Origin of the sequence: Burkholderia sp. BE12, assembly GCF_002959955.1 — a bacterium.
Taxonomy (GTDB): Bacteria; Pseudomonadota; Gammaproteobacteria; order Burkholderiales; family Burkholderiaceae; genus Burkholderia.
This window is the reverse complement of sequence record NZ_PREY01000019.1, coordinates 39724-54385: the sequence shown is the minus strand read 5'-3', so window position 1 is coordinate 54385 and position 14662 is coordinate 39724. Positions and strand designations below refer to the sequence as shown.

General features: G+C 67.7%; 11 protein-coding genes. 2 read left to right on the top strand and 9 right to left on the bottom strand.

The genetic code is table 11. The annotated features are described in order from the left end of the window. Window positions 1-6: 6 nt before the first annotated feature. Complete coding sequence (locus tag C4B30_RS21500; RefSeq protein ID WP_027786086.1) at window positions 7-1419, bottom strand: aminotransferase-like domain-containing protein; 1413 nt, start codon at window positions 1417-1419, stop codon at window positions 7-9. Between the two features lie 231 nt (window positions 1420-1650). Between C4B30_RS21500 and C4B30_RS21495 the strand changes: the two genes are divergently transcribed. Continuing rightward, window positions 1651-2880 carry an NAD(P)/FAD-dependent oxidoreductase gene (locus tag C4B30_RS21495; protein WP_027786087.1) on the top strand — a complete coding sequence of 410 codons (1230 nt, stop codon included), beginning with the start codon at window positions 1651-1653 and terminating at the stop codon, window positions 2878-2880. 37 nt (window positions 2881-2917) lie between these two features. Continuing rightward, window positions 2918-4069, top strand: coding sequence for a branched-chain amino acid ABC transporter substrate-binding protein (locus tag C4B30_RS21490; RefSeq protein WP_027786088.1), 1152 nt, complete (start codon window positions 2918-2920; stop codon window positions 4067-4069). Window positions 4070-4091: 22 nt separating this feature from the next. Here C4B30_RS21490 and C4B30_RS21485 read toward each other — a convergent pair whose 3' ends face one another. The 8 genes from C4B30_RS21485 to C4B30_RS21445 form a co-directional block, all read right to left on the bottom strand. Then, the gene (locus C4B30_RS21485; protein ID WP_027786089.1) at window positions 4092-5012 is read right to left on the bottom strand and encodes a hypothetical protein; all 921 of its coding nucleotides are present in this window, start codon (window positions 5010-5012) and stop codon (window positions 4092-4094) included. A gap of 101 nt (window positions 5013-5113) precedes the next feature. Next, on the bottom strand, window positions 5114-5437 hold the full coding sequence (locus C4B30_RS21480; protein ID WP_027786090.1) for a TfoX/Sxy family protein: 324 nt from the start codon (window positions 5435-5437) through the stop codon (window positions 5114-5116). Window positions 5438-5885: 448 nt separating this feature from the next. Continuing rightward, complete coding sequence (locus C4B30_RS21470) at window positions 5886-7154, bottom strand: MFS transporter (RefSeq protein ID WP_027786091.1); 1269 nt, start codon at window positions 7152-7154, stop codon at window positions 5886-5888. A gap of 15 nt (window positions 7155-7169) precedes the next feature. After that, window positions 7170-7955 (bottom strand): peptidylprolyl isomerase, encoded by a 786-nt coding sequence (locus C4B30_RS21465; RefSeq protein WP_027786092.1) that lies wholly within the window; start codon window positions 7953-7955, stop codon window positions 7170-7172. Window positions 7956-7964: 9 nt separating this feature from the next. Further along, on the bottom strand, window positions 7965-8648 hold the full coding sequence (narI, locus tag C4B30_RS21460; protein WP_027786093.1) for a respiratory nitrate reductase subunit gamma: 684 nt from the start codon (window positions 8646-8648) through the stop codon (window positions 7965-7967). 24 nt (window positions 8649-8672) lie between these two features. Next, window positions 8673-9374, bottom strand: a complete 702-nt coding sequence (gene narJ, locus C4B30_RS21455) for a nitrate reductase molybdenum cofactor assembly chaperone (RefSeq protein ID WP_027786094.1) — start codon at window positions 9372-9374, stop codon at window positions 8673-8675. Continuing rightward, window positions 9371-10900 carry a nitrate reductase subunit beta gene (gene narH, locus C4B30_RS21450; protein WP_027786095.1) on the bottom strand — a complete coding sequence of 510 codons (1530 nt, stop codon included), beginning with the start codon at window positions 10898-10900 and terminating at the stop codon, window positions 9371-9373. The genes narJ and narH overlap by 4 nt, the downstream gene beginning before the upstream one ends. Beyond that, on the bottom strand, window positions 10897-14655 hold the full coding sequence (locus C4B30_RS21445; protein WP_027786096.1) for a nitrate reductase subunit alpha: 3759 nt from the start codon (window positions 14653-14655) through the stop codon (window positions 10897-10899). Before C4B30_RS21445 ends, narH begins: the two co-directional genes overlap by 4 nt. Window positions 14656-14662 lie beyond the last annotated feature (7 nt).

The following is a 14662-nucleotide window of genomic DNA, read 5'->3' as shown; positions in this document are numbered from 1 at the left end:
TCGCCGTCAGATCGAACCGAACAGCGCGCGCGGCCGGTCCTTCAGCGTGCCGGACAGAATCCGCAGCCCGTTAACGAGCTCGTCGCGCGTGGCCGGGCACGCGAGGTTGATGCGCACGCCGTGCTCGATTTCCGCGCGATCGACCGCGAACGTCGACGACGGCATCACGATCACGCCGCGCGCCTTCGCGTTCGCGGCGAAGTCGTCGGCGCGCCACGGCGGCGGCAGCCGCAGCCAGACGAACATGCACGCGGGGTCGGACTTCAACTGCCCGGCCGGCAGCAGTTCCCGCGCGAGATCGACGCGCGCGCGGATCTCCGCGAGTTGCGAGGCCATGATCCGCTCGGCGGTGCCGTCCTCGATCCATACCGTCGCGATCAGCATCGACGTGGGCGCGGGCATCCACGCGGTCGTGCGCACCGCTTCCGCGCACAGCGCGACGCTGTCGCGCGGGCAGCTCAGGTAGCCGAGGCGCAGCCCCGGCGCGAGGATCTTCGACGTCGCGCCGATATGGAACGTCAGCTCGGGGCACAGCCCCGCGATCGCCGGCAGCCGGTCGCGCACGAGCGGGCCGTACACGTCGTCCTCGATGATCGTCACGTGATGGCGCCGCGCGATGTCGACGAGCGCCATCCGGCGCGCGAGGCTCATCGTCGTCACGGTCGGGTTCTGCAGATTCGGCACGACGAAGATCGCCTTGACCGGCATGCGCTGGCAGATCCGTTCGATCTCGTCGGGCAGCAGGCCGTCGTCGTCGGCCGGCGCGCTGACGATCTCGAACTGGAACACCGGCGCAAGCGCCTTGAGCCCGTAATACGTGAGGCGATCGGCCACGATCACGCCGTCGGTGCCGATCAGGCTGTTCAGCACCGCATACAGCCCGTGCTGCGCGCCGCTCGTGACGACCACCTGGTCGCGCGACGGCTCGAAGCCGGGCGCGGCAAGCCACTGCGCGCCGGCCGCGCGCGCCCAGTCGGGACCCTGCGGCGGCTGATATTCCTGCAGCGCGGCGAAACGCGGGTCGCTCGGCAGCGTGCCGAACGTCTGCGCGAGGCTCGCCAGAAACTCGCCGGTCGCCGGGCGGTTCACGGTCAGGTCGATCACGCCGTTGCCCGCCGCGAGCGATGCGCGGGCCGGCGCGATGCTCGGCATCGCGCCGCCGGTGACGAGCGAACCGCGGCGCTTGCTGCCGATCACGAGGCCGCGCAGTTGCAGCTCCTTGTACGCGCGGGACACGGTCGACACGTTGATGCCGAGCTCGGTCGCGAGCTGGCGCTGCGGCGGCAGGCGGCTGCCCGGCGGATACGTGCCGTTGCGGATTTCCTCCTCGATCGAGCTCGATACCTCGACATAAGTCGGCCGCTTCGCCTGCACCGGCGCTGCGCCGTCGCGCTCGCCGGAAAGTTTGTCTGATGCCATTTGTCGCCTGTGACCACACAAAAAGCGTTTGTCTGTCATTTTGATCTGCCCAGCGATTGTATATGACATCCCCTCCCCGTCAAACGTCGGCAGAAAAGTCTGTTGAATCAGCCAGTTGAAATCGGGTAAACGCTAGCGCCACACAATCTCATTTTGATTGCACACAAAAAATTACTGTGTGATTCTTTATCTCAACTTTGTGTGAACCATGTGTGCCGGAGGGAATGCGTCATGGCGAACGTCGCCATCGTGGGTGCAGGCTTCATCGGGCTCGGCGCGGCGGCGTGGCTGCAGCGCGACGGGCATCGCGTGACGCTGTTCGATCCGGCCGGCGTCGGCCACGGCGCGTCGTTCGGCAACGCCGCGACGTTCGCGCCGTACGGCTGCGTGCCGGTGAACGGCCCGTCCGTGTTCGGCAACATCCCGCATTTCCTGTTCTCCGCCGACAGCCCGCTGCGCATCCGCTGGCCGTACCTGCTGCGCGGCGCGCCATGGCTCGCGCGATTTCTGCTCGCATCGACGCCCGCGCGCCACGCACGCAGCGCCAGCGCGCTGGCCGCGCTGCTGTCGCGCGCCGCCGACGGCTATGCGCCGCTGCTCGCCACCGCGCGGCTCGCGGCGTTCGTGCGGCCGCGTGAATGCCTGTACCTGTATGCGCGGCAGGCGTCGTTCGATGCCGCGCAGCCGTCGCTCGCGCTGCGGCGCAGGCTCGGCGTGCCGTTCGAGGTACTCGACGCGACCGGGATCCGCCGGCTCGAGCCCGCGCTCGCGCCGATCTTCGCGCGCGGCGTGCTGTTCGCCGGAAGCTGGTTTTTCTCCGATCCGCACGGGTTTCTCGGCGAGCTGTTCGCGCATCTCGCAACCGGCGGCGCGACGCTCGAACGCGAGCGCGTCGAGCGGATCGAGCCCGTCGGCGACGGCGTGAACGTGAACGCGGGCGGCTCGGTGCGCACCTTCGATCACGTCGTCATCGCTGCAGGCGCACGCTCGCGTGAATTCGCGGTGATGTGCGGCGACGCGGTGCCGCTCGATACCGAGCGCGGTTATCACGTGCAGTTCGCCGCACACGAGTCGATCGTCACGCGGCCGGTCGGCTGGGCCGAACGCGGTTTCTACATGACGCCGCTCGACGAAGGGCTGCGCGCGGCCGGCACCGTCGAGCTCGGCGGCTTCGACGCCCCGATGAACCGCTCGCTCGTCGCACTGCTCACGCGCTCGGCATGTGAGGCGCTGCCGTCGCTCGGCGCGCCGACGCGCAGCTGGCTCGGCTTCCGGCCGACCCTGCCGGACGGCGTGCCCGTGATCGGCCGCGCGCGGCGCAGCGCGCGCGTGATCCATGCATTCGGTCATCAGCATCTCGGCGTGACGCTCGCCGGCATCACCGGGCGGATCGTCGCCGACCTCGTCGTCCAGCGCGCACCGCCGCTGGACCTCGCGCCATACCGGGCCGCGCGATTCTGACGCGCGCCGCGATTTCAACCAACGCAAGGAGATCATCATGAATCGTCGTCACTGGCTGGTCTGGCTGGCCGTCTGCTCGCTCGGCGCGGTCGCCGCATCCGCGCAGGCCGCGGATCCGGAAACCATCAAGATCGGCTTCGCCGGCCCGTTGACGGGGCCCGTCGCGCGCGTCGGCAAGGACCTGCAATACGGCGCGCAACTCGCGCTCGACGAGGAGAACGCGAAGCATCCGACCGTCGGCGGCAAGCCGGTGCGCTTCGTGCTCGACGTGCAGGACGACCAGGCCGATCCGCGCATCGCGATCCAGGTCGCGCAGAAGCTCGTCGACGACGGCGTGGCCGGCGTGGTCGGCCACTACAATTCGGGCTGCAGCATCCCCGCGTCGGCCGTCTACCGGCAGGCGAACGTCGCGATGATCACGCCCGGCTCGACCAATCCGCAACTGACGATGCAGGGTTTCAAGAACGTGTTCCGCACGATGGGGCACGACGGCATCGGCGGCGTGGTGGCCGGCCGCTTCGCGGTCAAGCAGCTGAAGGCGAAGCGGATCGGCATCATCGACGATCGCACCGCGTTCGGGCAAGGCCTCGCCGACGCGTTCGAGAAAGGCGTGAAGGACGCGCACGGCAATATCGTCGGCCGCGAATACACGAACGACAAGGCGGTCGATTTCCGCGGCATCCTGACGACGATGAAGAGCAACAACGTCGACCTGATCTTCTTCGGCGGGCTCGACGAACAGGGTGCGATGCTGATCAAGCAGATGCGCTCGCTCGGCATCCGCGCGCAACTGTTCGGCGCCGGCGCGCTGAAAAGCAACGCATTCCTGAAGATCGCCGGCAATTCGGGCGAAGGCACGCAGGACCTCGAACCGGGCCCCGCGCTCGACAAGCTGCCATCCGCCGTCGCATTCGCGCAGCGCTACAAGGCGCGCTTCAACCAGGACGTCGAGCTGTATGCGCCGTTCGCGTACGATGCGGCGCTCGCGATGATCGCGGCGATCCGCAAGGCCGACTCGGTCGATCGCGCCAGGATCGTCGCGAGCCTGCCGGGCGTGTCGGTCACCGGCGTGACCGGGAAGATCTCGTTCGACGAGCGCGGCGACCTGATCAAGCCGCCCTACACGCTGTTCCGCGTCGAACAGGGGCAGTGGCGCAGCATCCGCACGGTCGGCGGCGCATCGAACTGAGCGGCAGGACGGCGGGCGCCGCCTACCGCGCCGCCTGCTGCCGCTGTATCTCCTGCGCTTTCATCTGCAGATATGCGCCCTTTTCCACTTCGTGCAGTTGCTGCGGATACTGCTCGGTCGCGTCGAACCAGCGCGCGAGGCGCTGGTCGACCGGCTTGTCGAGCGTCGCGAGATAGGTGTCGATCGCAAGGTAATAGCGCATCGTGTTGCGCTCCAGCAGCCCGCGCACGCCGCCGATGTACTGCGGCTGCGCGGCCGATGCGCCGCTGGCGGCCGTAAACCCGACCTTGTCGCTGCCGACCGTCGCGAGATAGGTCTTCATCGCCATCCGGCCGACCGTGCCGAAGCCATACGAATACGTGAGGTGCAGGAACGTGCGCGACGCGCCGACCGGCACGGCTTCGAGCGCGATCCGGTAATCCTTCGTGCCCATCGGGCCGCTGTCGGCGGTCAGGTCGACCTGGAAATAGTCGGGCGTCGCGGCCGCCACACGATAGCGGAACTGCACGCGATAGGTGTCCGACAGCTTTTGCTGGATCTTGCGGCCAAGGTTCACGTCGAGCACCGGGCCGTTGGCGCCGCTCGATGCGTGACAGTACTTGGTGTTCAGGTGCAGGATCAGCACCGCGCACCAGTTCGCGGGGCCCTGCGCGGGATCGTTGAGCTGGCCGTTCACGACCGGGAATGGATAGTCGACCACCGCATAGATGTCGCCCTTCAGCGACGACGATGCTTCCGACGATTCGAGGACCACGGGCCGGCGGAAAGCGTTGTCCTTCAGTTGCGCGCCGAGGCTGTGGTAACGGTCGAGCAGCGCGGCCGCGCCGCCTGCGCCTTCCGCGCCGAACGCCAGCGCGCTCCAGCCGACGCAAACGGCCGCGACGAACGCGTGCCAGGCGTGGCCCGCACGCCGCATGCCGCGCGGATGTCCGGATGTCTCCATTCTTGTGCTCCCTCCGGGCGCGCGCGGGTCGCGCGCATGTGTCACAGAATACGCCTGTGCGCCATGTCACGTTACGCGACACGGCACATGGCTCACGGCCGCTACCGGCTTCGCTTCACCGGCAGCGGCAACTGCGCGGCGGTGATCCGGATCAGCGCCGACAGCCATTCGCGGTCGTCCCAGCGATCGCCGGCGATGACGAGGTGCGGCTTCGCGCTCGGATACGGCGGGGCTTCGTCGCACGCGCCGAGATACGCGCGGCCTTCGGGTGTCGGCTTGACGAACAGCCGGTCGTCGCAGACGAGCGCGACCATCTTGCCGTCGCAATAGATGCCGTATTCGCCGAACATCTTGCGGGCCGATACCGTGCCGGCCGCCGCGATCTGCTCGACGATGAAATCGACCGTGCCCTGGCTCGATGCCATCCGCTGCTCCCGGTGAAAAAGTTTATGACCGTCGTTTGGGCCGGACCGTTCCGTCTCGTCGGCCGATACGCTGCGGTGCGTCATTCATTCGCGGACGGGAAACGCGCCCGACCATCGACCATCGACCGTTGTCGTAGCGTGCACGTGCCAGCCGGCAACGTCCGACTCGCCTACTTGTCCGCCCCGAACGCACTCGACATCTGCCGCGCCCGCTTCACGCACGCGCGCAGGGCGGCCAGTTCGTCGGCGTCGGGAAAACCTGCGGGCGCAGGCGCGGAATCGGGAGAAAGCGGTGAAGCGAGGCGCGGTTTCATGGGCGCCAGTTTGACAGAAGCGCGCGCGGCCGGATACGTCGCGCGCGCCCTCCCGAACGGGACGATGCGCGTGCGCGGCCCCGTACCCTGCGGGCATCGCGCAAGCGCATCGGATCGGATCGATCGAAAAGACGTCAGCCCGTGACGACGGGCGTGCGCCGCACTTCCGACCGGTAGATCAGGATCAGCGACACCCACACGATTCCGTACAGGAACATGAAGCAGGTCGTGCGCACGCGCAGCAGGTCGAGCAGCACGCCGAACAGGATCGGCAGCAGGAAGCCGCCGAGCCCGCCCGCGAGCCCGACGATGCCCGTGACGACGCCCATGTTGTCCGCGAAATCGTCGGCGACGTATTTGAAAGTCGACGCCATCCCCAGCGCGAACACCGCGCCGAGCACGAAGGTCAGCGCGACGAAGCCGGCCACCGGCATCGAGACGTTCAGCGTCGCGGTGCCGTCGATCGTGTGGATCACGAAGTCCGTCGCCGGATACGACAGCAGGAACAGCGCGATCCATGCGACCCACAGCCCCCACCACGTGACCGCATGCGCGCCGAAGCGGTCGGACAGCGCGCCGCCGAGCGCGCGCAGCACGGAGCCCGGCAGCGAGAAGCCGGCCGCGAACGCGGACGCCATCACGAGCGACATCCCGTATTCGCTCTTCAGGTACTGCGGAATCCATAGCGACAGCGCGGTGAAGCCGCCGAACGTGATCGAGTAGTACTGGCAGAGCCGCCATACGCGCGGGTCGCGCAGCACCTTGAACGAATCGAGCATCGACCCGCCGCGCTTGCCCGCACCCGGATCGGGCGCCGACGCGAACCAGAAGATCAGCGCCGTGACGAGCAGCGCGAGCGCATAGACGCGCGGCACGAAGCGCCAGCCGTACGCGTCGAGCAGCAGCGGCGTGACGAACAGGTTGACGGCCGCGCCGCACGTGCCCGCGCCGAACACGCCCATCGCGAGCCCGCGCCGCTGCGGCGGGAAAAAGCGCGCGACATACGGCGTGCCGACCGCGAACGACGCGCCGACGCAACCGAGAAACAGCCCGATCAGCAGGAACTGCCACAGCTGCGTCGCGTAGCTGACGATGTAGACGGGCACCGCGCACACGACGAGCAGCACCGTCATCACGATGCGGCCGCCGAAGCGGTCGGTCCACGTGCCGAGCGGCAAACGCATCAGCGCGCCGGTCAGCACCGGCGTCGACGTGAGCAGCCCGAACTCCGTGCTGTTCAGCCCGAGGTCGGTGCGCAACTGCACGCCGAGCACGCCGAACATCATCCATACGACGAAACACACCATGAACGCGAGCGTGCTCGCGGCCAGCACCGACCACGCACGCAGCGGGATGGCCGGCGCGTTCGCGACCGGCACGGCATTACCTTGTTGAGTTGCCATACGCAAAACCCCGTTTCATTGGACCAGCGGCCCGTTGGCGCCGTCGAATTCAACGCCTTCGACGCGTGCGCCGCCCGCGAGAATCGCCACGTACTGCCGCATCGCCTGCTGTCGCACGCGCGCGGCCAGGTATGCGGCGATCTGGTCGGCTGCTTCGTCGAACGGCACCGCGTCGCCCGGCACGCGGCGCTCGATGCGCACGATATGGAAGCCGAAGCGCGTGTTGACCAGCTTCGGCAGCACGCCGATGCCGTCGGTATCGAACAGCGCGGCCTCGAATTCCGGCACCGTGTCGCCGCGCAGCAGTTGCCCGAGGCTGCCGCCCACTTCCGCCGACGGGCAGTTCGACGACGCGCGCGCGACCGCTTCGAACGTATCGGGCGCGGCCACCACGCCGGCGAGCGCCTGTTCCGCGCGCTGCCGCAGCGGCGCGAGCGGCACGCGGTCCGTCATCGCGAACAGCACGTGGCTCGCATAGACGATGTCGTTGCGCCGAAAGCGCGCCGGGTGCTGCGCGTAGTAGCGCTCGCAAGCCGCGCGATCGGGTTCGGGCACATGCGTCAACTCGCGCTCGAGCAGCGCGTCGACGGCCGCGTCGTCGAGCGGCGCGCCTTCGTCGAGCAGCGCGAGCGACACAGCGCGCTGCCGCAGCAGTTCGCGTACCGCGAGCGCATGCCGCGCCGCATCGAGCGGATCGGACGCATCGCCGTGATGCGCGGCTTCGGCCGCGATCGCGTCGTCGCCGATCGCGACGCCGTTGACGCGCAACGCGACCGGTGCATCGGAGAGAACGTCGTTCATGCGGCCTCCTCAGCGCTTGCGCACGAGCTGGTACGGACGGATCAGGTACGCGACCGACGCGATCCCGCTCCAGATGTGCACCATCCGCGTGAACGGCGACACGAGGAAGATCGTGAAGCCGAGCAGGATGTGCAGCCGGTACGTGAGCGGCACGCCGACGAGCAGGCTCGCGATGTCCGGACGGAACGTGACGACGCCCTTCACGTAGTCGGTCAGCTGTTCGAACATCGCGCCGTCCATGTGGCGCGTCGACAGCACGACGGTGCCGAGCCCGAGCGCGAGCTGCACCCACAGCATCAGCACGATCAGGATGTCCGACCGGCGGCTGTTGCGGCGAATGCGCGGGTCGCCGAGGCGCCGCCAGATCAGGATCGTCAGCCCGATGATCGCCGCGACGCCGGCAGCGCCGCCCGCCACCATCGCGACGAGCTGGTGCCCCGACGCCGACAGGAACGGCGACACGAGCCAATGCGGCGCGAGGAAGCCGCCGAAGTGCCCGAGCACGACGACCAGCACGCCCCAGTGGAACAGGTTGCTGCCGAGCCGCAGCATGCCGTGGCGCAGCAGCTGCGACGAATCGCTTTTCCACGTGTACTGCTCGCGGTCGAAGCGGATCAGGCTGCCGACCAGCAGTACGGCGAGGCAGATGTACGGGTAGATCCCGAACAGGAACTGATGCAGGTAAGCGTTCATGTCTTTCCCCAGTTGCGCCCGCGCTTACGCGCCGCGGGCCGGCCGCTTGTCATGGAATCGCACCGTCTGCTCCGCGGCCGGTGTTGCTGCGCCGACGAAGCGCACGGCCTCGTCCGCATACGACGCATCGAGCGCGCGGTAGTCCGCGGCGCTCGGCCGCTCGGCGGCCACGTCGTCGTCGGCCGCCTCCGGCGCGTCGGCGAGCGTGAGGCCGGCCATCGGCAGTAGCGCCCCCATCACGAAGCTGTAATGGCTGCCGCGCTGCGCGAGTTGCCCGGCCAGCGCGCGCAGGATCTCGCCGGTTTCGGCGAGCAGCTTGCGGGCATCGGGGGCCGGCAGCCGCGACAGGTATTCGAGAAACACGGGCAGGTAGTCGGGCAGCTCGCCCTGATTCAGGAACAGCCCGTGACGCTCGTACATCTGCAGCAGGTCGACCATCGCCTGTCCGCGGTCGCGCGATTCGCCGTGCACGTGCTCGAACAGGTACAGCGACGTCGCACGGCCGCGATCGAACAGCCCGACGTAGTTCTCCTGCAGCGTCAGCAGATCGCGCTCGCGCACGTACGCAAGGAACCGGTCGAGGCCCGCGCGCACCGCTTTCGGCATGCGCGTGCGCTCGCGCAGGTGCGTGTCGATCGAATCGAGCGCGGCGACCAGCGATTCGTCGGGATAATCGAGCAGCGCAGCGAGCGCCGCATAGGTCGGATCGGGTGCGATGCTCGTCATCGGGAAGCCTCGTGAATCGGAATCGTCTTGCTGCCCTTCCTCGGGCTGAACAGGCTCGCCTCGGAACGGCCGTCCGAGCAGCCGTTGCCGAACGAGAAGCCGCACGATGCGCGCAGGTCGTACGCGTTCTCCGCGTATTCGCGGTGCGTGGTCGGGATCACGAAGCGATCCTCGTAGTTCGCGATCGCGAGATAGCGGTACATCTCCTCGACCTGCGCGAGCGACAGCCCCACCTGGTCGAGCACGCCTCGTGCGTCGATACCGTCCACGTGGCGCGCCCGCATGAACGCGCGCATCGCGAGCAGCCGTTCGAGCGCGAGCTTCACGGGCGCCTCATCGCCGGCCGTCAGCAGGTTCGCGAGATAGCGCAGCGGAATGCGCAGCGATTCGACGTCCGGCAGATAGCCGTTCATGCCGAGATCGCCGCTGTTGGCGGCCGCGTTGATCGGCGACAGCGGCGGCACGTACCACACCATCGGCAGCGTCCGATATTCCGGATGCAGCGGGAACGCGATCTTCCAGTCGATCGCCATCTTGTAGGTCGGCGAACGCCGCGCAGCCTCGATCCACGCGGCCGGCACGCCGTCGCGCTCGGCCTGCGCGATCACGGCCGGATCGTCCGGGTCGAGGAACAGCGACAGTTGCGCTTCGTAGAGATCCTTCTCGTTCTCGGCGCTGGCCGCCTCGCTGATCCGGTCGGCGTCGTACAGCAGCACGCCGAGATAGCGGATGCGGCCCACGCAGGTTTCCGAGCACACGGTCGGCTGGCCGGCCTCGATCCGCGGATAGCAGAAGATGCACTTCTCGGCCTTGCCGCTCTGCCAGTTGTAGTAGATCTTCTTGTACGGGCACCCCGACACGCACATGCGCCAGCCGCGGCACTTGTCCTGGTCGATCAGCACGATGCCGTCTTCCTCGCGCTTGTAGATCGAGCCAGACGGGCACGACGCGACGCACGCCGGGTTCAGGCAGTGCTCGCACAGGCGCGGCAGGTACATCATGAAGGTGTTCTCGAACTGCCCGTAGATGTCCTTCTGCACGTTCTCGAAGTTGGCGTCCTTCGATCGCTTCTCGAATTCGCCGCCGAGGATTTCTTCCCAGTTCGGCCCCCACTCGATCTTCTCGAGCCGCTGGCCGCTGATCACCGAGCGCGGCCGCGCGACCGGCATCGCGCGCGTGTTGCCGGCCTCCTGCAGGTGCGCGTAATCGAACGTGAACGGCTCGTAGTAGTCGTCGATCTCGGGCAGATGCGGGTTCGCGAAAATCTGCGCGAGCAGTCGCCACTTGCCGCCGAGGCGCGGCTCGATCCTGCCGTCCGCGCGCCGCTGCCAGCCGCCGCGCCAGCGGTCCTGGTTCTCCCAGTCCTTCGGATAGCCGATGCCCGGTTTCGTCTCGACGTTGTTGAACCACGCGTATTCCATCCCTTCGCGGCTCGTCCACACGTTCTTGCAGGTCACCGAGCAGGTATGGCACCCGATGCACTTGTCGAGGTTCAGCACCATCGCGATCTGTGCGCGTATTTTCATGATGTTTCTCCCGCGCGAGCGGTGACGGGTGCGGTTTCCTCGCCATCGAGCCAGTCGATCCTGCTCATCTTGCGCACGATCAGGAACTCGTCGCGATTCGAGCCGACCGTGCCGTAGTAATTGAAGCCGTACGCGAGCTGCGCATAGCCGCCGATCATGTGCGTCGGCTTCAGCGCGATGCGCGTGACCGAGTTGTGGATACCGCCGCGCGTGCCGGTGATCTCGGAGCCCGGCGTGTTCACGATCTTTTCCTGCGCGTGGTACATCATCACCATCCCGGACGGAATCCGCTGACTGACGACGGCCCGCGCGCACAACGCGCCGTTCGAGTTGTAGCACTCAATCCAGTCGTTATCGACCGCGCCGATCGCCTTCGCGTCGTCCTCCGACATCCACACGATCGGCCCGCCGCGCGACAGCGTCAGCATCAGCAGGTTGTCCGTGTACGTGCTGTGAATGCCCCACTTCTGGTGCGGCGTCAGGAAGTTCAGCACGCGTTCGGGGTTGCCGTTCGAGCGTTTGCCGAGCATGTGTTCGTAGCTGCCCGTATCGACCGGCGGCTTGTAGGCGCACAGCGATTCGCCGAACGCGCGCATCCATGCGTGATCCTGATAGAGCTGCTGCCGGCCGGTCATCGTGCGCCACGGCACGAGTTCGTGCACGTTCACGTAGCCGGCGTTGTACGACACGTGCTCCGACTCGATCCCGCTCCATGTCGGCGACGAGATGATCTTGCGCGGCTGCGCCTGGATGTCGCGGAAGCGGATCTTCTCGTCCGCGCGCGCGGCGGCCAGGTGCGTGTGGTCGATGCCGGTGATGCCGGACAGCGCGCGCCACGCCTTCACCGCCACTTCGCCGTTGGTCTCGGGCGCGAGCGCGAGGATCACCTCGGCGGCGTCGAGCGCCGTGTCGATTCTCGGGCGCCCTTGCGCCGCACCGTCGGCCACCTTGTAGTTCAGTTCGCCGAGCAGCTTGACTTCGTCCTTCGTGTCCCAGCCGATGCCCTTGCCGCCGTTGCCGAGCTTGTCCATCAGCGGCCCCAGCGACGTGAAACGCGCATGGGTGTTCGGATAGTCGCGCTCGACGACGATCACGTTCGGCATCGTGCGGCCCGGCACCGGTTCGCATTCGCCGCGCTTCCAGTCCTGCACGTCGAACGGCTGCGCGAGCTCGCCCGGCGTGTCGTGCGCGATCGGCGCGAGCACGACGTCGCGCTCGACGCCCAGATGCCCGTCGCACAGCTCGGAGAAGCGCTTCGCGATCCCCTTGAAGATCTCCCAGTCGCTCTTCGATTCCCATGCGGGATCGACCGCCGCCGACAGCGGATGGATGAACGGGTGCATGTCGGACGTGTTCATGTCGTCCTTCTCGTACCACGTCGCGGTCGGCAGCACGACGTCCGAATACATGCAGGTCGTCGACATCCGGAAGTCGAGCGTCACGAGCAGGTCGAGCTTGCCGCGTGGCGCTTCGTCATGCCACGTCACTTCCTCGGGGCGCCGGCCGCCGGTCGCGCCGAGATCCTCGCCCTGCACGCCGTTGGTGGTGCCGAGCAGGTGCTTCAGGAAATACTCGTGGCCCTTGCCCGACGAGCCGAGCAGGTTCGAGCGCCACACGAACAGGTTGCGCGGGAAGTTGCCGGGCGCGTCGGGATCCTCGCTCGCCAGCTTCAGCGTGCCGGCCTTCAATTGCTGCGCGATGTCGGCGCCGGCGTGCACGGGATCGGCGAGCGCCGCGCCGATCTTCAACGGGTTCGTCGAGAGCTGCGGCGCGGACGGCAGCCAGCCCATCCGTTCCGCGCGCACGTTGTAGTCGATCGGCGCACCGTGGAACCGCGACTTGTCCGCGAGCGGCGACAGCAGCGTGGCCGGGTCCATCGGGTCGTAACGCCACTGGTCGGTGTGGGCGTAGAAGAACGACGTCGCATTCATCTGGCGCGGCGGGCGGCTCCAGTCGAGCGCGCCCGACAGCGCCGTCCAGCCCGTCTGCGGCCGCAGCTTCTCCTGGCCCACGTAGTGCGACCAGCCGCCGCCCGGCTTGCCGATACAGCCGCACATGATCAGCATGTTGATGATCGCGCGGTACGACATGTCCATGTGGAACCAGTGGTTGATCCCCGCGCCGATGATCACCATCGACTTGCCCTGCGTCTTGTGCGCGTTCTCCGCGAACTGCCGCGCGACCGAGATCACGTCCGCGCGCTTCACGCCGGTGATCGTTTCCTGCCAGGCCGGCGCATACGGGAGATCGTCGTCGTAACTTGCGGCCACGTCGCGGCCGCCGAGCCCCTGGTCGAGCCCGTAGTTCGCGACGAACAGGTCGTAGACGGTCGCGACCAGCATGTCGCCGTTGCGCGTCGCGATGCGCCGCACGCCGATCCGCCGCGACAGCTCGGACGCGTGCTGCGTCGAGTTGAAGTGCGCGTGCGGCTGGTTGCCGAAGTACGGGAACAGCACGTCGACCACGTCGTCGTGCGCGGCCGTGCACGACAGCCGCGGCGACAGCGCCGCGCCCTTCGACGTCTCGCCGCGCAGGTTCCACTTGCCTTTATCGGCGTCGTCCTGCTGCCCCCAGCGGAAGCCGACCGAGCCGACCGGCACGACGAATTCGCCGTTCGCGTCGTCGATCATCACGGTCTTCCACTCCGGATGCGCGGCTTCGTCGAGCGCGTCGTCGAAGTCGGACGCGCGCACGAGGCGCTCCGGCACGTAGCCGTCGCCGTGCGGCACGAGGCGCACGAGGCACGGCATGTCGGTGTAGCGCTTGCAGTAGTCGGCGAAGTAATCGCTCTTCCCGGCCAGATGAAACTCTTTCAGGATCACGTGACCCATCGCGAGCGCGAGCGCCGCATCGGTGCCCTGCTTCGGGTGCAGCCACAGGTCGCCGAACTTCGCGCCTTCCGCGTAATCGGGAAACACCGACACAACCTTGGTGCCGCGATAGCGCGCCTCGACGAGGAAGTGCGCGTCGGGCGTGCGCGTCTGCGGGACATTGGAGCCCCACATCATGATGAACGTTGAGTTGTACCAGTCGGCCGATTCCGGTACGTCGGTCTGCTCGCCCCAGGTCTGCGGCGATGCGGGCGGCAGGTCGCAATACCAGTCGTAGAAGCTCAGGCACACCCCGCCGATCAGCGACAGGTAGCGCGAGCCGGCCGCGTACGACACCATCGACATCGCCGGGATCGGCGAGAAGCCGACCACGCGATCGGGGCCGTGCCGCTCGACCGTATGCACGTTGGCCGCCGCGACGATCTCGTTGACCTCGTCCCAGCTCGAACGCACGAAGCCGCCCAGGCCGCGCCGGCTCTGGTACGAGCGCCGCGCTGCATCGTCGTCGACGATCGAACGCCATGCTTCGACGGGGCCGAGCGTGCGGCGGCGCTCGCGCCACAGCTTCACGAGCGCGCTGCGCACCATCGGGTGCTTGAGACGGTTCGCGCTGTACAGATACCAGGAGTACGACGCACCGCGCGAGCAGCCGCGCGGCTCGTGGTTCGGCATGTCGGGACGCGTGCGCGGATAGTCGGTCTGCTGGGTTTCCCAGGTGACGATCCCGCCTTTCACGTAGACCTTCCACGAGCACGAACCCGTGCAGTTCACGCCGTGGGTCGAGCGGACGATCTTGTCGTGCTGCCAGCGCATCCGGTAACCGTCTTCCCACTTGCGGTCTTCGTCGGTGACGGCGCCGTGCCCGTCGGAAAAACGTGGCCTCGCGGTGGAGAAATAACGCAATCTATCCAGGAAATGGCTCATGGGGATC

What these genes read in the sequence shown, in the direction of transcription:
- narH (WP_027786095.1), bottom strand. Translation starts at nt 10,900, where the DNA reads ATGAAAATACGCGCACAGATCGCGATGGTGCTGAACCTCGACAAGTGC.
- C4B30_RS21500 (WP_027786086.1), bottom strand. Translation starts at nt 1,419, where the DNA reads ATGGCATCAGACAAACTTTCCGGCGAGCGCGACGGCGCAGCGCCGGTG.
- C4B30_RS21445 (WP_027786096.1), bottom strand. Translation starts at nt 14,655, where the DNA reads ATGAGCCATTTCCTGGATAGATTGCGTTATTTCTCCACCGCGAGGCCA.
- C4B30_RS21480 (WP_027786090.1), bottom strand. Translation starts at nt 5,437, where the DNA reads ATGGCATCGAGCCAGGGCACGGTCGATTTCATCGTCGAGCAGATCGCG.
- C4B30_RS21485 (WP_027786089.1), bottom strand. Translation starts at nt 5,012, where the DNA reads ATGGAGACATCCGGACATCCGCGCGGCATGCGGCGTGCGGGCCACGCC.
- C4B30_RS21470 (WP_027786091.1), bottom strand. Translation starts at nt 7,154, where the DNA reads ATGGCAACTCAACAAGGTAATGCCGTGCCGGTCGCGAACGCGCCGGCC.
- narI (WP_027786093.1), bottom strand. Translation starts at nt 8,648, where the DNA reads ATGAACGCTTACCTGCATCAGTTCCTGTTCGGGATCTACCCGTACATC.
- narJ (WP_027786094.1), bottom strand. Translation starts at nt 9,374, where the DNA reads ATGACGAGCATCGCACCCGATCCGACCTATGCGGCGCTCGCTGCGCTG.
- C4B30_RS21495 (WP_027786087.1), top strand. Translation starts at nt 1,651, where the DNA reads ATGGCGAACGTCGCCATCGTGGGTGCAGGCTTCATCGGGCTCGGCGCG.
- C4B30_RS21465 (WP_027786092.1), bottom strand. Translation starts at nt 7,955, where the DNA reads ATGAACGACGTTCTCTCCGATGCACCGGTCGCGTTGCGCGTCAACGGC.
- C4B30_RS21490 (WP_027786088.1), top strand. Translation starts at nt 2,918, where the DNA reads ATGAATCGTCGTCACTGGCTGGTCTGGCTGGCCGTCTGCTCGCTCGGC.